The 18376-nt window shown below is 70.7% G+C and carries 17 protein-coding genes; 11 read left to right on the top strand and 6 right to left on the bottom strand.

What is annotated here, in order from left to right:
• Position 1: 1 nt before the first annotated feature.
• Genes kdpB through ESP57_RS08930 form a run of 4 tightly spaced genes read left to right on the top strand, consistent with a single transcriptional unit; the run spans position 2 to position 6074 of the window.
• Positions 2-2197: a potassium-transporting ATPase subunit KdpB gene (gene kdpB / locus ESP57_RS08915; RefSeq protein WP_129231278.1), complete on the top strand. Its 2196-nt coding sequence runs from the start codon at positions 2-4 to the stop codon at positions 2195-2197.
• 27 nt (positions 2198-2224) lie between these two features.
• Positions 2225-2830 (top strand): potassium-transporting ATPase subunit KdpC, encoded by a 606-nt coding sequence (gene kdpC / locus ESP57_RS08920; RefSeq protein WP_129231279.1) that lies wholly within the window; start codon positions 2225-2227, stop codon positions 2828-2830.
• 11 nt (positions 2831-2841) lie between these two features.
• On the top strand, positions 2842-5373 hold the full coding sequence (locus ESP57_RS08925; protein ID WP_129231280.1) for a DUF4118 domain-containing protein: 2532 nt from the start codon (positions 2842-2844) through the stop codon (positions 5371-5373).
• A complete protein-coding gene (locus ESP57_RS08930) occupies positions 5370-6074 on the top strand; it encodes a response regulator (protein ID WP_129231281.1) in 705 nt (234 codons plus the stop codon). Before ESP57_RS08925 ends, ESP57_RS08930 begins: the two co-directional genes overlap by 4 nt.
• 2 nt (positions 6075-6076) lie before the next feature.
• Here the strand turns inward: ESP57_RS08930 and ESP57_RS08935 are convergent, their stop codons facing one another.
• Both ESP57_RS08935 and ESP57_RS08940 read right to left on the bottom strand, forming a co-directional pair.
• Positions 6077-7585, bottom strand: a complete 1509-nt coding sequence (locus tag ESP57_RS08935) for an HNH endonuclease signature motif containing protein (RefSeq protein ID WP_129231282.1) — start codon at positions 7583-7585, stop codon at positions 6077-6079.
• Between the two features lie 93 nt (positions 7586-7678).
• Positions 7679-8242 (bottom strand): DUF402 domain-containing protein, encoded by a 564-nt coding sequence (locus ESP57_RS08940; protein ID WP_165877425.1) that lies wholly within the window; start codon positions 8240-8242, stop codon positions 7679-7681.
• Between the two features lie 33 nt (positions 8243-8275).
• On the opposite strand from ESP57_RS08940, the gene rlmC reads away from it, so the two are divergent.
• Positions 8276-9400 carry a 23S rRNA (uracil(747)-C(5))-methyltransferase RlmC gene (rlmC, locus tag ESP57_RS08945; RefSeq protein WP_129231284.1) on the top strand — a complete coding sequence of 375 codons (1125 nt, stop codon included), beginning with the start codon at positions 8276-8278 and terminating at the stop codon, positions 9398-9400.
• Positions 9401-9475: 75 nt separating this feature from the next.
• Complete coding sequence (locus tag ESP57_RS08950; protein WP_129231285.1) at positions 9476-9727, top strand: hypothetical protein; 252 nt, start codon at positions 9476-9478, stop codon at positions 9725-9727.
• 74 nt (positions 9728-9801) lie between these two features.
• On the opposite strand, the gene ESP57_RS08955 is transcribed toward ESP57_RS08950, so the two are convergent.
• Both ESP57_RS08955 and proC read right to left on the bottom strand, forming a co-directional pair.
• Positions 9802-11436 (bottom strand): beta-N-acetylhexosaminidase, encoded by a 1635-nt coding sequence (locus ESP57_RS08955; protein WP_243648465.1) that lies wholly within the window; start codon positions 11434-11436, stop codon positions 9802-9804.
• A gap of 8 nt (positions 11437-11444) precedes the next feature.
• On the bottom strand, positions 11445-12296 hold the full coding sequence (gene proC / locus ESP57_RS08960) for a pyrroline-5-carboxylate reductase (protein WP_129231287.1): 852 nt from the start codon (positions 12294-12296) through the stop codon (positions 11445-11447).
• 137 nt (positions 12297-12433) lie between these two features.
• On the opposite strand from proC, the gene ESP57_RS08965 reads away from it, so the two are divergent.
• Entirely contained in the window at positions 12434-13396 is a 963-nt protein-coding gene (locus ESP57_RS08965) for a cation diffusion facilitator family transporter (RefSeq protein WP_129231288.1), read from the top strand.
• On the top strand, positions 13393-14121 hold the full coding sequence (locus ESP57_RS08970; RefSeq protein WP_129231289.1) for a glutamine amidotransferase: 729 nt from the start codon (positions 13393-13395) through the stop codon (positions 14119-14121). Before ESP57_RS08965 ends, ESP57_RS08970 begins: the two co-directional genes overlap by 4 nt.
• Positions 14122-14360: 239 nt before the next feature.
• On the opposite strand, the gene ESP57_RS08975 is transcribed toward ESP57_RS08970, so the two are convergent.
• Entirely contained in the window at positions 14361-15146 is a 786-nt protein-coding gene (locus tag ESP57_RS08975; RefSeq protein ID WP_056006170.1) for an SDR family NAD(P)-dependent oxidoreductase, read from the bottom strand.
• Positions 15147-15261: 115 nt separating this feature from the next.
• Here ESP57_RS08975 and ESP57_RS08980 point away from each other — a divergent pair, with 115 nt between their 5' ends.
• Entirely contained in the window at positions 15262-15882 is a 621-nt protein-coding gene (locus ESP57_RS08980; protein ID WP_056006173.1) for a TetR family transcriptional regulator, read from the top strand.
• Here the strand turns inward: ESP57_RS08980 and tadA are convergent.
• The gene (gene tadA, locus ESP57_RS08985) at positions 15869-16336 is read right to left on the bottom strand and encodes a tRNA adenosine(34) deaminase TadA (RefSeq protein WP_268753181.1); all 468 of its coding nucleotides are present in this window, start codon (positions 16334-16336) and stop codon (positions 15869-15871) included. The two genes, ESP57_RS08980 and tadA, sit on opposite strands and share 14 nt — an antisense overlap.
• 45 nt (positions 16337-16381) lie before the next feature.
• Between tadA and upp the strand changes: the two genes are divergently transcribed.
• Together upp and ESP57_RS08995 are read left to right on the top strand one after the other, a co-directional pair.
• Entirely contained in the window at positions 16382-17017 is a 636-nt protein-coding gene (gene upp / locus ESP57_RS08990) for a uracil phosphoribosyltransferase (RefSeq protein WP_056006176.1), read from the top strand.
• A 499-nt stretch (positions 17018-17516) separates the two neighbouring features.
• Entirely contained in the window at positions 17517-18314 is a 798-nt protein-coding gene (locus ESP57_RS08995; RefSeq protein WP_129231290.1) for a winged helix-turn-helix domain-containing protein, read from the top strand.
• Positions 18315-18376: the final 62 nt, after the last annotated feature.

The raw sequence follows: 18376 nt of genomic DNA on the forward strand, positions 1-18376 counted from the left end.
CATGTCCACCGTCTCCACCGGCACCGCCCCTGACGCCGTGGCGGAGCACACGCCCCGCCAGATGGGCTCCCCCTCGAAACGCCCCGCCGGCGCCTTCGGACCGGCGCAGATCATGCAGGCGCTGCCCGGCGCGTTCCGCAAGCTCGACCCGAGGCAGATGTGGCGCAACCCCGTCATGTTCCTCGTCGAGGTCGGCGCCGCGCTCACGACCGTGCTCGCGATCGCCGAGCCGTTCGTCGGCGGCCCCGGCACGTCGGGCGGCACCGCTGTGCCGCTGACCTTCACCTGGGCGATCGCCGTCTGGCTCTGGCTCACCGTGCTCTTCGCGAACCTCGCGGAGTCGGTCGCCGAGGGCCGCGGCAAGGCGCAGGCCGACACGCTGCGGCAGACCCGCACGTCGACGATCGCCCGCCGCGTCACGGCGTACGACGAGGTGACGGATGCCGCAGCTTCGCGCGCCTCGATCGTCGAGGTCCCCTCGGGCGACCTCCGGCTCGGCGACGTCGTCGTCGTGACCGCGGGCGAATCGATCCCGGGCGACGGCGACATCATCCACGGCATCGCCTCGGTCGACGAGTCGGCGATCACGGGCGAGTCGGCCCCGGTCGTGCGGGAGTCGGGCGGCGACCGCTCGGCGGTCACGGGCGGCACCCGCGTGCTCTCCGACCGCATCGTGGTGCGCATCACCTCGAAGCCCGGTGAGACCTTCGTCGACCGCATGATCGCGCTCGTCGAGGGCGCCTCGCGTCAGAAGACGCCGAACGAGATCGCACTGAACATCCTGCTCGCGAGCCTCTCGATCATCTTCGTGATCGTCACGCTCACCCTCAACCCGATCGCCTCCTACGCAGCAGCGCCGGTCTCGATCCCGGTGCTCATCGCCCTGCTCGTCTGCCTCATCCCGACGACGATCGGCGCCCTGCTCTCGGCCATCGGCATCGCCGGCATAGACCGGCTCGTGCAGCGCAACGTGCTCGCGATGTCGGGCCGCGCGGTCGAGGCCGCGGGAGACGTCACGACGCTGCTCCTCGACAAGACCGGCACCATCACCTACGGCAATCGCCGCGCGAGCGAGTTCGTGCCGATGCCGGGTGTCGAGGCCTCGGAGCTTGAGCGGGCTGCCGCCCTCTCGTCGCTCGCAGACCCGACCCCCGAGGGGTCGTCGATCGTCGAGCTGGCGGCGGAGCGCGGCATCCGCTTCGACCCTTCGACGGGCTCGGAGAACGGGGTGGACGGCGAGGTCGTGCCGTTCACGGCGCAGACCCGCATGTCGGGACTCGACCTGTCCGACGGCTCCAGCATCCGCAAGGGCGCCGGCTCGGCGGTCATCGCGTGGGTCGAGGCATCCGGTCGCATCGCCTCGTCGGCCTTCGACGAGCTCGAGCAGCGCGTCGAGGCGATCTCGAACAGCGGCGGCACGCCGCTCGTCGTCGCCGCGAAGGACGCGGAGGGCGCGGCGCGCCTGCTCGGCGTCGTGCACCTGAAGGACGTCGTGAAGGACGGCCTCACCGAGCGCTTCGCCGAGCTTCGGGCGATGGGTATTCGCACGGTGATGATCACGGGCGACAACCCGCTCACCGCGAAGGCGATCGCGGCCGAGGCGGGCGTCGACGACTACCTCGCCGAGGCCACCCCCGAAGACAAGATGGCGCTCATCAAGCGCGAGCAGGCGGGCGGCAACCTCGTCGCCATGACCGGCGACGGCACGAACGACGCCCCGGCGCTCGCGCAGGCCGACGTCGGCGTCGCGATGAACACCGGCACGTCGGCCGCGAAGGAGGCCGGCAACATGGTCGACCTCGACAGCGACCCGACGAAGCTCATCGAGATCGTGCGCATCGGCAAGCAGCTGCTCATCACGCGCGGTGCGCTCACGACGTTCTCGATCGCCAACGACGTCGCGAAGTACTTCGCGATCATCCCGGCGATGTTCGCGGGCGTCTTCCCGGGCCTCGCGGTGCTGAACGTCATGCAGCTGCACTCGCCCGCCTCGGCGATCCTGTCGGCCATCATCTTCAACGCGATCGTCATCGTGTTCCTCATCCCGCTCGCGCTCCGCGGCGTAAGGTACCGGGCCGGCGGCGCGTCCGCGATCCTCAGCCGGAACCTCCTCGTCTACGGCCTCGGCGGCATCGTCGCCCCCTTCATCGGCATCAAGCTGATCGACCTCGTCGTCAGCCTCATCCCCGGGTTCTAGGCCCGGACGCGAAAGGACACCAGAAACATGAGTACGACACGCACGACGGCCCGCACGCACTGGGTCGCGATCCGCGCGATGCTGCTCTTCACGCTCGTGCTCGGCGTCGCGTACACGACCGTCGTCACCGTCATCGGGCAGGTCGCGCTCCCAGCGCAGGCGAACGGATCGCTCGAGCGCTCGGGCGACGAGGTCGTGGGCTCCGCCCTCATCGGCCAGTCGTTCGCGGATGCTTCGGGCGAACCGCTGCCGGAATGGTTCCAGCCGCGCCCGTCCGCGGCCGGCGACGGCTACGACGGCGGGGCGTCGAGCGGCAGCAACCAGGGGCCCGAGAACGCCGACCTCATCGCCGCGATCGAGGAGCGGAAGGCGCAGGTCGCCGCGTTCGACGGCGTCGACGAAGCGGATGTCCCGGCCGACGCCCTCACTGCCTCGGCGTCGGGCCTCGACCCGCACATCAGCCCCGAGTACGCGCTGCAGCAGGTGGCCCGCGTCGCCGGCGAGCGGGGCCTGCCCGAATCCGAGGTGCGCGAACTCGTGGAGTCTAGGATTCAGGCACGGGATCTCGGGTACCTGGGCGAGCCGACCGTCAACGTGCTGCAGCTGAACCTCGCCCTTTCCGAGCTGGGCTGAGGGGCAGGCGAATGAGACGGGGCCGGCTTCGCGTGCTGCTCGGCGCCGCCCCCGGCGTCGGCAAGACCTACTCGATGCTCGAAGAAGGTCGTCGACTCCGGGGCGACGGCCGCGACGTCGTCGTGGCCTTCGTCGAGACGCACGGCCGCAAGGCCACCGCGTCGATGGTCAGCGGGCTCGAGGTGCTGCCCCGCACGACGGTCGAACACCGCGGCATGGGCCTCGACGAGATGGACCTCGATGCGGTGCTCGAACGCCGGCCCGAGGTCGCGCTCGTCGACGAACTCGCGCACACCAATGCGCCGGGCTCGCGGCACGCGAAGCGCTGGCAGGACGTCGACGAGCTGCTGGATGCCGGCATCGACGTGATCTCCACCGTCAACGCCCAGCACATCGAGTCGCTCGGCGACGTCGTGCAGCAGATCACCGGGGTCGCCCAGCGCGAGACCATCCCCGACGCCGTGCTGCGCGCGGCCGACCAGATCGAGGTCGTCGACCTCGCCCCGCAGGCGCTGCGCGACCGGCTCGCGGGAGGTCTCGTCTACCCGGCCGAGCGCATCGACGCCGCGCTGTCGAACTACTTCCGGCTCGGCAACCTCACGGCGCTCCGTGAACTCGCGCTGCTCTGGCTCGCCGACGAGGTCGACTCCGCGCTGAAGGCCTACCGGGTAGAGCACGGCATCGACCGCAAGTGGGAGGCGCGCGAGCGCGTGGTCGTCGCCCTCACCGGCGGCCCCGAGGGCGAGACGCTCCTGCGCCGCGGGGCGCGCATCGCCTCGCGCTCCTCGGGTGGCGAGCTCGTCGCGGTGCACGTCACCCGGCCCGACGGCATGCGGGCGCGGCATCCCGACGCCCTCGATCGCCAGCGCACGCTCGTCGAACAACTCGGCGGCACCTTCCACCAGGTCGTCGGCGACGACGTGCCTCGTGCACTCGTCGACTTCGCCCGCGCGGCGAACGCGACGCAGCTCGTGCTCGGCGTGAGTCGCCGGTCGCGGCTGGCCGCGGCGTTCACCGGGCCGGGCATCGGGGCGACCGTCATCCGCGAGTCGGGCGACATCGACGTGCACATCGTCACGCACGCGGCGGCGGGGTCGGGGTTCTCGCTCCCGAGGCTCGGCGGTGCACTCAGCCGCGGGCGCCTGCTCGTCGGCTTCGCGGTCGCGCTCATCGCCGGCCCGCTGCTGAGCTGGCTGCTCGTGACGTTCCACACCGAGACGTCGATCACGAGCGACGTGCTGGCCTACCAGTTGCTCGTGATCGTCGTCGCCCTCATCGGAGGCATCTGGCCCGGTCTCTTCGCGGCCGTGCTCTCGGGACTCACCCTCAACTTCCTCTTCGTCGAACCGATCCACACCCTGACGATCAGCGACCCCCGGCAGTTCCTCGCGCTGGTGTTCTACGTCGCCAATGCGCTACTCGTGAGCTACGTCGTCGACCAGGCGGCCCGCCGCACCCGCGTCGCCCGCCGGGCGGCCGCCGAGTCGCAATTGCTCGCGACGCTCGCCGGCAGCGTGCTCCGCGGGGAGGACGCCCTGCAGGCGATGGTCACCCGCACCCGCGAGGCGTTCGGCCTCACCGGGGTCCGCCTCCTCGTCGACGGCGAGCCCCGGGTCGCCGACGGCGAGCCGAGTCGTGACGACCGGGTCACCGAGATCCCCATCGGCAGCCGCGGCGTGCTCGAACTGCACGGACAGGACCTCGAGGCATCCGAGCGCCGCCTGCTCCAGGTCATCGCCGCCCAGATGGATGCCGCGATCGAGCACGGCGCGCTCGCGACCGCAGCCTCGGCGGCCGATGCCCTCGTCGAGACCGATCGGGTGCGCTCGGCCCTGCTCGCCGCCGTCGGACACGACCTGCGCCGGCCGCTCACCTCGGCGTCGGCCGCGATCAGCGGGCTGCGCTCCCGCGAGGTCGAGCTGCCCGCCGCCGAGCGCGACGAACTCCTCGCGACCGCCTCGGAGAGTCTCGATGCGCTCGCCGAACTCGTCACCAACCTGCTCGACGTGAGCCGGGTGCAGGCGGGGGCGCTCGGCGTCACGCTCGCTCCCACGGAGGTCGCCGACGTCGTGCTGCCCGCCCTCGACGAACTCGGGCTCGGGCCCGCCGACGTCGAGCTCGACCTCGCCGACGAGCTCGCCCCGGTGCTGGCCGACGGCGTGCTGCTGCAACGCGTCGTCGTCAACCTGCTCGCGAACGCCGTGCGGCACAGCCCCGACGGCGAGCGCGTGCGACTCGCGGCGAGCTCGTTCCAGGGCCGGATCGAACTGCGCGTCGTCGACCGCGGACCCGGTATCCCCGTCGAACGCCGCGACGAGGTGTTCACGCCGTTCCAGCGCCTCGGCGACACCGACAACGACACCGGCCTCGGGCTCGGCCTCGCCCTGTCGAAGGGCTTCGTCGAGGGAATGGACGGCACACTGGAGGTCGAGGACACGCCCGGCGGCGGCCTGACCATGGTCGTGACCCTGCCCTCGGCCGGTACTCCGACGACGACCCCGACACCCCCGCCCACATCCCCGAACGCCGAGGAGCTGCGATGAGGATCCTCCTCGCCGACGACGACGACCAGCTGCAGCGTGCGTTGCGCATCACGCTCGCCGCCCGCGGCTACGAGGTCATCGCCGCCCGCGACGGCGCCGAGGCGATCGACCTGGCCGCGAATGCGCACCCCGATCTCATCCTCCTCGATCTCGGCATGCCGCGCGTCGATGGCCTCGACGTCATCCGGGCGGTGCGCGCGTGGTCGAAGGTGCCGATCCTCGTGCTCTCGGGTCGCACCGACTCGGCCGAGAAGGTCGATGCGCTCGACGCGGGCGCCGACGACTACGTGACGAAGCCGTTCGCGATGGACGAGCTGCTCGCCCGCATCCGCGCCCGGGCCCGGTCGACGAGCGGTGAAGCGGATGCCGCTGCGCACGCGATCGGTGCCCTCACCGTCGACCTCGCGGCGAAGACCATCAGGTCGACGGATGCTTCGGGCAACGCGACATCCGTGCGCCTGACGCCGACAGAATGGCGCCTGCTCGAGCTGTTCCTGAAGAACCCGGGCAAGCTCCTCACCCGGCAGATGCTCTTGAGCGAGGTGTGGGGACCGTTCCACGCGAACGACGCCGGGTACCTGCGTCTCTACGTCGCCCAGTTGCGGCGCAAGCTGGAGCCGACGCCGTCGGAGCCGCGGTTCTTCCTCACGGAACCCGGCATGGGGTACCGCTTCGAGCCTGGAGCCGTCGAGGCCACCTGAGCTCAGGCCGCCGCGACCCGTGCGACCGGCGTACCTCGGCCACCGCCCTCCTCGGCCCAGCCCGTCGGATGTCGCCGCCGGTTGCCGGGGCGCGGCCGCTGCTGCGGATCGAGATGCACCGGTGGAGTGAACCACGTCTGCGCGTCGCGCACGGTGATGACCCACCCGTCGTCATGGACGCGGTGATGATGATGCGAGCACAGCATGATGCCATTGCCGATATCGGTTCGACCCCGATGACGCTTCCACCACTTGATGTGGTGCGCTTGCGTGTGCGACGGCGGCCGATTGCACGCCGGCCATGCGCAACCGCCATCGCGCTCGACGAGTGCGAGCTTCTGCGCGGCGGTGAAGAGTCGGGCGGCGCGGCCGAGTTCGAGCGGCTCGGACCGGTGGTCGAGCAGGAGCGGGCTGATGCCCGCTGACATCGCCAGCTCGCGTGCCGTCGCGACCGAGACGGGCTGGTCGATGCCGTCGATCGTGGCATGGCCGTGACCGCCGACGAGCGACTCGGCGTCGATGCGCGCCACCACCGTGACCTGCCGGAGCGCCGCGGGCGCCTGCTTGGCCCCGAGTGAGAGCCGCGCGATGTCGGCGAGGGCGTCGGCGTTCATCTGCGCGATCGTGCGCCGTTCGTCGAAGAGGTCATCGGGCTCGCCGATCGCGTGAGGCTCGCCGACCTGAGGCTGGCCGCCGTCACCCGCCTGGCCCTCAACGACCGACGCGCCGAAGCCACGCTTCGCATCGCGTGCCCGGTGCAGCTCTGCACCGACGAGCGCCTCGACCGCGAGCTTGATCGGCGCACCGTTCACCGGGTCGAACGCGCCCTGCAGCTGGATCATGCCGGCGCGATCCTCCCAGATGCGCAGCCCGCGCTGTGAACGCAGCTCGTCTTCGCGCGGCTTCACGCCGTCTGGATCGAGGCGAGCCTGCAGGTGCTTGATCAGCCGAGTGAGCCCATCGACCCCGACGATCGGCGCCCGCTCGACTAAGAGCATTTCGGCTTCGCTCACCTGCTGCCGATCGGCTCGGAGCGCCACCCCGTCGAGGAATCGGCGAATCGTCTCGGCCGCGTCGACGCACAGTGAGCCCGACTCGAGGCCGGCAGCCAGATGCGGATGCCGCGGCGGCAGCGCCTCGCCGGTGAACGATGCCCGCGGCGCGGTCGCCTCGCCCACCGTCACGAGCTTCGCGGCATCGCTGAACCGGCCACCGGTGACCGATGCGATCAGTCGCTCGGCCGAGGAGTAGCCGTGGCGGCGAGCGACATCGTCTTCACCACCCGAGCGCGATCGACTCGCGATCTCGGCAGCGCACTTCGCCTGCAGTGCCTGCACACGACGCGCCAATTCGGCCAGCGACTCGGTCACGCGAACCAGCCCGTCGCCGCTCATCGCGACCACATCGGCGACCGAATCGGTCGATGGCCGCAGCAGCGCGCCCGCCCAGGTCTCGTCGGTGAGCTCGCACGCCACTCTCAGGTCGGAGAGTGCTGCGCTCGCTTCGGGCATGGTCTGAGTCTAGCGGAAATCGGTCACGAAATCGAAGATATGTTCGAATGAAGCGACGGGTGTCCGACGGGCGCAAAGGGTGACTGCATGACGTCAGCCGAGCCGCTCGAGGCGACCCAGACGCCCGAGCCACTCCCTCGCCGTCGCCCCGTCGAACGGCGCCTCGCGTCGCCGCACCGCCCCGAGCACCGCCTCGGCATCGGCGCGCACCCGTGCCACCAACTCGTCCGGATACCCGAACTCCACCGCATGCTCGGCGAACTCGTCTTCGTCGTCGATGAACGCCGGTGCGCCCGCACGTTCGACGACGTCGAGATCGAGGTCGACGTACGAGACCGTCCAGGCCCCCGACGCATCCGCTCGCCACTCGGGAACCGTCGCGAGGTCGACGTAGATGCCGAGCCCGCGCGGATGCCCCGCGTTGAACCCTGCCGCCCAGCCCGCGCGCGGGAAGAGCGACACCGAGTCCCACGTCGCGGTGAAACCGTGCCCCGGCCGCGCGAACCGCGTGCCGGCCGGGAACCCGACCCAGTCGCCGTGCTCGTCGGCCCCGAGCCAGCGCCCGTCGAACTCCCAGTGGGGCTGCCCGAGCCACTTCGTCGCGCGAACCCGCACGAGATCTCCGGGGATGCGGGGGCGGTCGTCGGCGGCGCTCACCCGACCACCGTATCCGCGCCTACGCTGGAACCCGTGGACTGCTCCTACTTCGACGCCGGGCGCTGCACCTCGTGCTCGCTCATGGGGCAGCCCTACGAGCGGCAGCTCGCCGACAAGCAGCGGCACGCCGAAGACCTCCTGCGCGCACACACGGGCCTCGACTGGCTGGCCCCGATCGGCAGCCGCGAAGGCGGCTACCGCAACAAGGCGAAGATGGTGATCGGCGGCACGACGGACGCGCCGACGATCGGCATCCTCGACGCCGACGGCCACGGCATCGACCTAGAGGCGTGCGGCATCTGCTCTCCCGGCCACCGGGCGGCGTTCCCCGTGATCGCGGCATTCATCACGCGCGCCGGCCTCACGCCCTACGACGTGCCGAGCCGCACGGGCGAGCTCAAGCACCTGATCCTCACCGAGTCGCCCGACGGCGAGCTCATGATCCGCTTCGTCGTGCGCTCGACCGAGCCGGTCGGACGCATCCGCAAGCACCTGCCGTGGCTTCTGGCCGAGCTCCCGAACGCCCGCGTCGTCACCGCGAACGTGCTGCCCGAGCACAAGGCCGTGCTCGAGGGCGAGCACGAGATCGTCTTCACCGAGGCCTCGACGCTGCCGATGCGCCTCGGCGACGTGACGATGCACCTGCGCCCGCAGAGCTTCTTCCAGACGAACACCGAGATCGCCGAGGCGCTCTACGTCGAGGCGCGCGACTGGGTGCGTGCCCTCGCGCCCGATTCGGCCTGGGACCTCTACTCGGGCGTCGGCGGCTTCGCCCTGCACATCGCGGATGCCGCGGCATCCGTCACCGGCATCGAGACGAGCGTCGAGGCCGTCGCGAGCGCCGAGCTGAGCCGAACGGATGCCGCGCTCTCACGCGTGCGGTTCGAAGCCGGCGACGCCACCGCCTTCGCCCTGGGGGCGGACGCTGCTCCCGATCTCGTGATCGTGAACCCGCCTCGACGGGGCATCGGCCGGGAGCTGAGCGGATGGCTCGAGGCATCCGCTGTTCGCCACGTGCTGTACTCGAGCTGCAACGCGGCCTCGCTCGCTCGCGACCTCGAGGCGATGCCGTCGTTGCGGCCGGTGCGCGGGAGGGTGTTCGACATGTTCCCGCAGACGACGCACTTCGAGGTCATGGTGCTGCTCGAGCGGGCCTGAGCTCGAGAAACCGGCCCGGTTCAGGCATTTCCAGAGGCGTGGACTATACTGGCAGGTCACGCCGAAGGAGGTGACATGAGGAGAATCCCACCATTCCTCGCGACGATGATCGTCGCGACCTGGTTGTTCATGATCGGCTTCGCCGCCGGTTTCGAGAACGAACTCGCGACGCACCCGACGCTCACCCGTGAGCACCCCGACGCACTGATGGCCGGCGTCACCATGGGCATCGGCGCCGTGTGCGCCGCCCTGGTGATCGCGGCGAGCGTGCGGCTCACGAAGATGCTCGTCAGGGCGCGCTCCGGCAAGGCGCACGCCGCGCTGTAGCGGCATGCACCACCTCGCGCGAGCGATCACGCGATCACGCACCCGGGCGCAGGCACTCCCTGCGCCCGGGTGCGTCACTCGTGCAGGTCGGCGGTGAGCGCCGCGAGTTCGGCCTGCCGGTCGGCCTTGGCACGGGGCGCACCCGGCACTCCGGGACGCTGCTGCCACGGATGCGGCCCGGCGAGAGGTCGGTACGCCACGCCCATCGCGCCGTAGATCGCGAGCTGCGCGTCGAGGCGCGCCTCGAAGTCCGCCCAGCGCTTGCCCGGCGCGCTCCAGGCAACCTCGGCGAACGCGGCGAGTCGCGGGAAGACCATGTAGTCGACCCTCGACGCCGTGTCCATGTGCTCGCTCCAGGCGTTCGCCTGCACCCCGAGCACATGGCGGCGCATCGGCTCGGAGGCATCCTCCGGGAGCGGCTCGAACTCGTAGACGTCGCGCAATGACTGCACCGTGCCGACCGGGATCGGCTCCTCGGCCGAGTCCGACTGCCGATAGTCGAGGTAGGCGAAGTCGTCGGGGCAGAGCACGACGTCGTGGCCGCGCGCCACCGCGACCTCGGCCCCGCGAAGGCCGCGCCACGACGCGATCGTCGCACCGGGGCCGAGCGGACCTTCGAGCACCTCGTCCCATCCGTAGAGTCGCCGACCGGCGGCCGTGAGGTGCGCGTCGAGCTGCCGGATGAACCACGCCTGCAACTCGTTCGGCGTCTCGAGCCCGCGCGACGCCATGAGCTTCTGCGTGCGTGAGTCATTCGCCCACTGCACCTTGCGCGCCTCGTCGCCGCCGACGGCGATGTAGGTCGACGGGAACACCGCCATGACCTCGTCGAGCACGTTGCGGAAGAACTCGACCGTCGACTCCTCGGCGTTCAGCACGTCGTCGTTGATGCCGTACCGCGGCCACACCTCGTAGGGCCCGCCCGTGACACCGAGTTCGGGGTAGGCGGCGAGCGCCGCCCGCACGTGCCCGGGGGTCTCGATCTCGGGCACGACCTCGATGTGCCGCTCTGCCGCGTAGGCGACGATCTCGCGCAGGTCGTCGTGCGTGTAGAAGCCGCCGACGGGGCGGCCGTCGAGGGTCGAGTCCGGCCCGTGGCCGAGCTGCGACTCGGGCCGCCACGCACCGACCTCGGTCAGGCGCGGGTAGCGGTGGATCTCCATGCGCCAGCCCTGGTCGTCGGTCAGGTGCAATTGCAGCACGTTGACCCGGTGCAGGGCGAGCAGGTCGATGAGCCGCAGCACCTCGTGCTTCGGCCGGAAGCCGCGGGCGACGTCGAGCATGAAGCCCCGCCATGCAAAACGCGGGGCGTCGACGGTGACGGATGCCGCGGCGCGCCACTGCCGCCCCGGCAGCGCCGCCCGCCGGAACGCGTCGGGGCCGAGCAGCTGCCGGAACGCGATGCCGCCGTGGAAGAGCCCCGCGGTGGAGCCGCCCGCGAGACGTACGCCGTCGGGCGCGATCTCGAGCCGGTAGCCCTCGCGAGGCAGTTCGGGGTCGACGTCCAGCTCGATCGCGGCGCCGGCGCCTTCGCGCCCACCAGCCGGTGCGGAGGGGGTGATCGGCAGCGTGAGGCCCGTCGCCGCCGCCAGGTCGGCCTGCAGCCGGCGGGCTGCGGGAGCCGCGGCATCCGACGCCCTGATGACCGTGTCATCGTCGACCGCGAACTCGCCGTCGCGCTGCTCGAACGAGAGGGGCTTCGGAATCACGCCGCCGCTCATGCGCCGGCGGCCAGCTCCCTCGCGCGGGCGAGCGCCGCATCGGTGGCGCGGTCGAAGGCCTGCTTGAAGCCCGCCTCCTCGAGCACGGCCACGGCGCGCTCGGTGGTGCCCTTCGGGCTCGTGACGCGTCGACGCAGCTCGGCGGGGCCGTCGTCCGATGCCGCGAGCAGCTCGCTCGCACCGCGGAACGTGCCCTCGACCATGACGGCCGCCTGCTCGGGCGTGAAGCCCTTGTCGACCGCCGCCGCGGTGAGCTGCTCGATGAGGTAGAAGACGTAGGCCGGGCCCGAGCCCGAGATCGTCGAGAGGGCGTCGATCTGCGCCTCGGGCACGACGAGCACCTCGCCGACGGTCTCGAAGAGCGCGACGGCGAGCGCGAGGTCGTCGTCGCTCGACCGGGTGCCGGCCGAGACGCCCGTGACGGCGCGGCCGACGACCGCGGGCGTGTTCGGCATCGAGCGGATCACCGCGACCGACTCGGGCAGCAGCGACTCGAACGTCGCCACGGTGACCCCGGCCGCAACGCTCACGACGATCGTCCCGGGCTCCAGCGCATCGGCGATCTCCTCGAGGAGGGCTGGCACCATCGCGGGCTTCACGGCGACGACCACGAGCTTCGCGCCGGCGACGGCCGTGCGGTTCGCCGCGGCATCCGTCTCGGTGGCATAGGCGACGACTCCCGGAAGCGCCGTGAGCTCGGCCGCTTTCTCGGCGCTGCGGTTCGTCGCGCGGATGCCGCCCTCTACCTCGATGCCCGGCTGCAACAGGCCGGTGAGGATGGCACGGGCCATCGAGCCGGCCCCCAGGAACGCGATCGCGGGCAGTCTGACGGGGGCCTCGGCACTCATGCGACCATCCTAGATTCGGGGCCGGATGCTGTGGCTTCGCGTAGACGAATCGCCCCGGCACGCCCGTTTAGGATTGCTTCATGAGCGCATCGGGCTCGACGCGAACTCAGCCAATCATCCACCTTTAGGATTTCTTCATGAGCGCATCGGGCGGCACCAAGGCAATCATCGCGGCGTTCCTCGCGAACACGGGCATCGCCCTGACGAAGTTCATCGCGTGGTTCTTCTCGGGCTCGGCATCGATGCTCGCCGAGGGCGTGCACTCGGTCGCCGACGCCGGCAACCAGCTGCTCCTCATCCTCGGCGGTCGCAAGGCGAAGAAGGCCGCCGACAAGGAGCACCCGTTCGGCTACGGCCGCGAGCGCTACGTGTACGCCTTCGTCGTCTCGATCATCCTGTTCTCGGTCGGGGGCATCTTCTCGATCTACGAGGGCATCGACAAGCTGACCCACCCGCACGAGCTCGAGAACGCGTGGCTGCCGCTGCTCGTGCTCTCGATCGCGATCGTGCTCGAGTCGTTCTCGCTGCGCACGGCGGTCAAGGAGTCGAACCACATCCGCGGCCGCCAGACGTGGGTGCAGTTCGTGCGCCGGGCGAAGGCGCCCGAGCTGCCCGTCGTGCTGCTCGAAGACGTCGCGGCCCTCATCGGCCTGGTCTTCGCGTTCCTCGCCGTCGGACTCACGGTCATCACCGGCAACCCGACGTTCGACGCGATCGGCACGCTCATGATCGGTACCCTCCTCGTGCTCGTGGCGATCGTGCTCGGCATCGAGACGAAGTCGCTGCTCGTCGGCGAGGGCGCCAACGACGACGACCTCGAGCGCATCGAGCAGGCGATCCTCGCCGGCCCCGAGGCCGAGCGCATCATCCACATGAAGACCCTCTACCTCGGCCCCGACGAGCTGCTCATCGCCGCCAAGCTCGGCTTCACCGCCGACCAGCGCCTGCTCGAGGTGTCGGCGGCGACGAACGCCATCGAGCAGCGCATCCGCGACGCGGTGCCGTCGGCACGGGCCATCTACATCGAGCCCGACGTCTACGTCGAGCCGAACCACCCGGCCCCGCCCACCGACGCCATCGTCATCAAGGGCCTCGAGTGACGCGAGTCGCCCGCACCGCCCTGGTGCTGCGCCACGACTCCGCGATCGGCCTCGGCAACCTCGGACCCACGCTCGAGGCGCACGGCTACGAGATCGTCACGGTCGACGCCCCGTCGACGGATGTCTCGGCGCTCGACGCCCTGGCACCCGACCTCGTCGTCGTGCTCGGCGGCGACGAGGGAGCCTATGAGACCGACCGCTATCCGTACCTGTCCGACGAGATCGCGCTGCTCCGCACGCGCATCGAGGCGGAGGCGCCGATCTTCGGCGTCTGCCTCGGCGCGCAGCTGCTCGCGAAGTCGCTCGGCGCCGAGGTCTTCAAGGGCCCGAAGAAGGAGGTCGGCTGGCTGACGGTCGAGCCGACCGAGGCCGGCGCGAGCTCGCCGGTGCGGCACTTCGCCGGGGTTCCGACGGTGCAGTGGCACGGCGACACCTTCGAACTGCCCGAGGGCGTCGAACGGCTCGCCTCCTCGGGTGCCTACGAGAACCAGGCGTTCGCGAAGGGCGAGTGGCTGCTCGCGGTGCAGTTCCATCCCGAGGTCACCGACGAGATCCACGAGGACTGGCTGCGGGAGTGGGGCGACGAACTGCCCGAGTACGGCCTCAGCCGCGAGCAGCTGCGCGAGGAGCGCGCGTCGTTCGGGCCGGTCGCGGAGGCGGCATCCGCTCGACTGCTCGGCGAGTACCTCGAGAGGCTCGCGGCGCGCAACGCTCGCGCCGCGTAGTCTCGCGCCCGGCCGGTCGAGGTACCGCGTCGTCTCGGCGTCCGCGCCGCGCCTCCACGCCGCACGTCTCCGCCGTGACTTCGGAGATCTGCAGCAGATCGGTGTCGTGCGCCGAATCTATCCGATTCGGCGCAGATCTCCGACGCGGTGCACCTGCAGGGCATTGGCATGCACACAGCGGAGAGGGCGCCGCCCGGGGATGAACCCGGACGGCGCCCTGTGTGTTGCTGCAGTGACGGCTAGAAGTGCGTGCCGCCGTCGATGCGCACCTCGGTGCCGGTGATGAATGCACCATCGTCGCTCGCGAGCATCGCGACGACGCCGGCGACAGTCTCGGGGCTCGCCATGCCCTGCGCGATCGCCGGGGTGAGCTTCATGAAGAGGCTGAAGTCGGCATCGGCGGGCAGGCCGGGGCCCTGGCTCTGCTTGCTCTCACCGCTGCCGTCGGTCATGCCCGAGGAGATCGAGCCGGGCTGCACGGAGTTGAAGCGGATGCCCTGCTTGCCGTACTCCGCGGCGAGTGCGTGGGTCATCGACTGCACGCCGCCCTTGCTGGCCGCGTAGGCCGACATGTAGGGGTGCGCGAACGCCGCCGACGTCGAGCTGAAGTTCACGACCGCCGGCCCGTCGCCCTCGAGGAGCGCGGGGATCGACTCGCGGATCATGAGGAACGTGCCGACGAGGTTCACGTTGATGACCTGCTGGAACTGCTCGAGGGTCGTCTCGTGGGTGTGCGAGGAGCGCAGGATGCCGGCGGCGTTGACGAGCACGTCGAGTCCTCCGAGTGCGGCGACCGCAGCGGCGACGCCATCACGAACGGATGCCTCGTCGGAGATGTTCACGACGACGGTCGTGAGACGGTCGGCGGCGTCGCCGGCCTTCGCCACGGTGTCGGCGAGACCAGCCTCGCTCACGTCGGCGGCGACGACGACGCCGCCCTCGGAGAGCATGCGCAGCACGGTGGCCTGGCCGATGCCGGAGCCTCCGCCTGTGACGATCGCGCGGCGTCCTTCGTAACGGTTCATGACTGGTGACCTTTCGGGGTTCGGGAAGTTGTGTTACACGTTACGCCACCTTGACACGTTGTGCCAGTGTGGCGACGAACGCCACCGATCGCGCGGCATCGCGTACGCTTCGAACGTGGATGAGAGACCTCCGACGCTGACCGAACGCCGCAAGGCCGCGACCCAGCTCGAGCTCGCCCGTGCCGCCGCCCGGCTGTTCACCGACCGCGGCCCCGACGCGACGACCGCCGAGGAGATCGCCGCGGCAGGGGGTGTCGCGCTCCGCACCTTCTACCGCTACTTCCGGACGAAGGAGGACGCCGTCGCCCCGCTCCTCACCGTCGGCGCCGACCACTGGCGGGCGCTGCTCGCGGCATCCGATCGATCCGTCGACCCGCTCATCGCGATCGAGCGCGCGATCGCCGAGGCGCTCACCCCACCGGGCGACGACCTCGAAGGCGTGAGCTGGACGCGTGGCCTCCTGCGCGCGGGCGTCGACGACCCCGCCCTCATGAACGTCTGGTACCGCGTCAACCGGGAGTCCGAGACGAAGCTTCGGGGCGTCATCCTCGAGCTCGGCGGGCCGACGGTCGACGAGCCCACCGCACGTCTCGTCGCCGCAGCGGCGACCGACGCGATCCGCATCGCGCTCGAGGCCTGGGCCGAGACCGACGACCCCGAGGTAGGACCCGGGTCGCCGGCGGAGCGGGCCGTCCACAACTTCCGCCGGCTCTCGGCGGGGCTCACGAGCGCCTGAGCGGGTCCTCGAAGAACTCGAGCAGCAGTCGCGCCGCGGCATCCGCTTCGACACCGGCGTACACCTCGACCCGGTGGTTGAGCCGGCGATCACGCAGCACGTCGTAGAGCGAGCCGGCGGCACCGGCCTTCTCGTCCCAGGCGCCGAACACGACGGTCGGGATCCGTGCGGCCAGGATCGCTCCGGCGCACATGACGCAGGGCTCCAGCGTGACCACGAGGGTGCAGTCGGTGAGCCGCCAGTCACCCGTGACCTCGGCCGCCGAGCGAAGCGCCAGGAGCTCGGCATGGGCGGTCGGATCGCCGTGCAGCTCGCGTTCGTTCCGGCGCGCGGCGATGACCCGTCCAGCGCCATCGACGACGATCGCGCCGACCGGCACATCACGCGTCGCGGGCGCCTGGGCGGCCTCGGCGAGCGCGAGGCGCATCCACTCCCGGTGCTGCGGCAGCTCCACGTTCTCCCCCTCCGCGCTCGACCCTCCCGAACTAGACTCGAGCCTATGCGAGTCCACGTTGCCGACCACCCACTCATCACCCACAAGCTGACGGTGCTCCGCGACGTGAAGACGCCGTCGCCGGTGTTCCGCTCGCTCGTCGAAGAGCTCATGACGCTTCTCGCCTACGAGGGCACGCGCGGCGTGCGGGTCGAGCCGGTCGACATCGTGACCCCGGTGGCCCCCACCACGGGCGTGCGCATCGCCGACCCGAAGCCGCTCATCGTCCCGATCCTTCGCGCGGGCCTCGGCATGCTCGAGGGCATGGTGAAGCTCGTGCCGACCGCCGAGGTCGGATTCCTCGGCATGGCGCGCAACGAGGAGACGCTCGAACCCACCACCTATGCCGAGCGGCTGCCCGACGACCTCTCCGACCGCCAGTGCTTCGTGCTCGACCCGATGCTCGCGACGGGCGGCTCGCTCATCGCGGCGATCGAGTTCCTGCTGAAGCGCGGCGCGACGGATGTCACGGCGATCTGCATCCTCGCGGCGCCCGAGGGGCTCGCAGCCGTCGAGGCGGCCATGGAAGGCCGCGGCGAGGTGACCATCGTGCTCGGCGCCGTCGACGAGCGACTCAACGAGCTCGGGTACATCGTGCCCGGCCTCGGCGATGCAGGCGACCGGCTGTACGGCACGGTATAAGCAGCGCCACGAATCACCTTCACCGAAGGATCTTCGAGCCTCGACACGCCGGGGCGAGTTTCCGACGCGGAAGATTTCTGAAACTGCCTATTCGTCGCAGAATCTTGCGCGCTTCGGGTCGGGCTGACTGATCCTGCCGGTTGCCTCTCGGCATCGCGCACCGCGTGCGATGTCACACCCCGTCACGTGATGGTCACGAATTGACACATGCTCGACGATCGGTTTGACTGACGCTCATGACAGACACCGCACGCAACCTGACCGCCCACGGCGTTCTCAGGACGACCGGCATGATGATGCCGGCACGTGCAGCCATGTGTTGTCGAATGTGCCGCTGACCGCGACCCCACCGCCGAGTTCCGCAGCCGATCCGCATCCAGATCGACGCCGACTCCTCTGAACCCACCGCATCCGGGGGTTCGCCCGGCCGTCCGGCCATTCGCTCAGACCCCGACTCCAGGGGTCCGTCGCTGCACCCTTCACGCAAGGATTCTCCGTCATGTCTCTCGCATTCGCACCCGCTCCCATCCGCACCGTCCAGGCCCGCACCGCACCGTCGCTCGCCGCAGCACCGACGCATGTGTCCGCCCCGCTCCGCTCCGTGCCCGCTGACGTCGCCGAGCCGGCCATCGCCGCGGCTTCCTCCGCCGAGGCGGCCGCCGGCCGCAGCCCCCGTGTCCGCGCCGTGCCCGAGGGCACCGAAGCACGCGGCTTCGTGCTCTACGTCGGCATCGACGAGGCCAAGGCGCTCGCAGACGGCACCACCCTCCACCGCATCGTCGAGGCACTGCGCGCGTTGACGGCCGAGGTCTCGCCCTCCGCCGAGACGTACGCCGCGGTCGCACTCGCGCCGGAGGGCGCCGGCGGCCGCGACGTCGACGTCGTGCGCCTCGCCCTGCAGGACCCCTCGGCGCTCGCCAAGCAGCGCGAAGGCCAGGGCGTCCGCGACGACACCGATCGTCACCCCAACGGCGTCATCATCGACATCTCGCGCAAGCGCGTCCTCCTCGACGGCGAGGCTGCGGGCCTCACCTACAAGGAGTTCGAACTGCTGCAGTACCTCGTGCTCCGCGAGGGCCGCACGATCGACCGCCACGAGCTCATCGACAACCTCTGGGACGCCGATGACGAGGCTCCGAGCGAGCGCACCATCGACGTGCACGTGCGTCGCCTGCGCTCGAAGCTCGCCCACTACCAGGACATCGTGCGCACGGTTCGCGGCGTCGGCTACCGCTTCGACCGTCACGCGGATGTCTCGATCCGCCAGGCCTCGACGCCCTCCCCCGACCTGTACTGAGGCCCCTCCGGCGCGCGCCGGAGGGCCGGAATCGGCCGCTTCGAAAAATAACGGAACGATAA

It is taken from the genome of Agromyces fucosus (assembly GCF_004134865.1).
GTDB classification, from domain to species: Bacteria; Actinomycetota; Actinomycetes; order Actinomycetales; family Microbacteriaceae; genus Agromyces; species Agromyces fucosus.

Excerpts from the sequence above, each read along its gene's own strand:
- kdpC (WP_129231279.1), top strand. The coding sequence starts at position 2,225 with ATGAGTACGACACGCACGACGGCCCGCACGCACTGGGTCGCGATCCGC.
- ESP57_RS08930 (WP_129231281.1), top strand. The coding sequence starts at position 5,370 with ATGAGGATCCTCCTCGCCGACGACGACGACCAGCTGCAGCGTGCGTTG.
- ESP57_RS08950 (WP_129231285.1), top strand. The coding sequence starts at position 9,476 with ATGAGGAGAATCCCACCATTCCTCGCGACGATGATCGTCGCGACCTGG.
- proC (WP_129231287.1), bottom strand. The coding sequence starts at position 12,296 with ATGAGTGCCGAGGCCCCCGTCAGACTGCCCGCGATCGCGTTCCTGGGG.
- ESP57_RS08995 (WP_129231290.1), top strand. The coding sequence starts at position 17,517 with ATGTCTCTCGCATTCGCACCCGCTCCCATCCGCACCGTCCAGGCCCGC.
- upp (WP_056006176.1), top strand. The coding sequence starts at position 16,382 with ATGCGAGTCCACGTTGCCGACCACCCACTCATCACCCACAAGCTGACG.
- ESP57_RS08975 (WP_056006170.1), bottom strand. The coding sequence starts at position 15,146 with ATGAACCGTTACGAAGGACGCCGCGCGATCGTCACAGGCGGAGGCTCC.
- ESP57_RS08965 (WP_129231288.1), top strand. The coding sequence starts at position 12,434 with ATGAGCGCATCGGGCGGCACCAAGGCAATCATCGCGGCGTTCCTCGCG.
- ESP57_RS08935 (WP_129231282.1), bottom strand. The coding sequence starts at position 7,585 with ATGCCCGAAGCGAGCGCAGCACTCTCCGACCTGAGAGTGGCGTGCGAG.
- ESP57_RS08925 (WP_129231280.1), top strand. The coding sequence starts at position 2,842 with ATGAGACGGGGCCGGCTTCGCGTGCTGCTCGGCGCCGCCCCCGGCGTC.
- kdpB (WP_129231278.1), top strand. The coding sequence starts at position 2 with ATGTCCACCGTCTCCACCGGCACCGCCCCTGACGCCGTGGCGGAGCAC.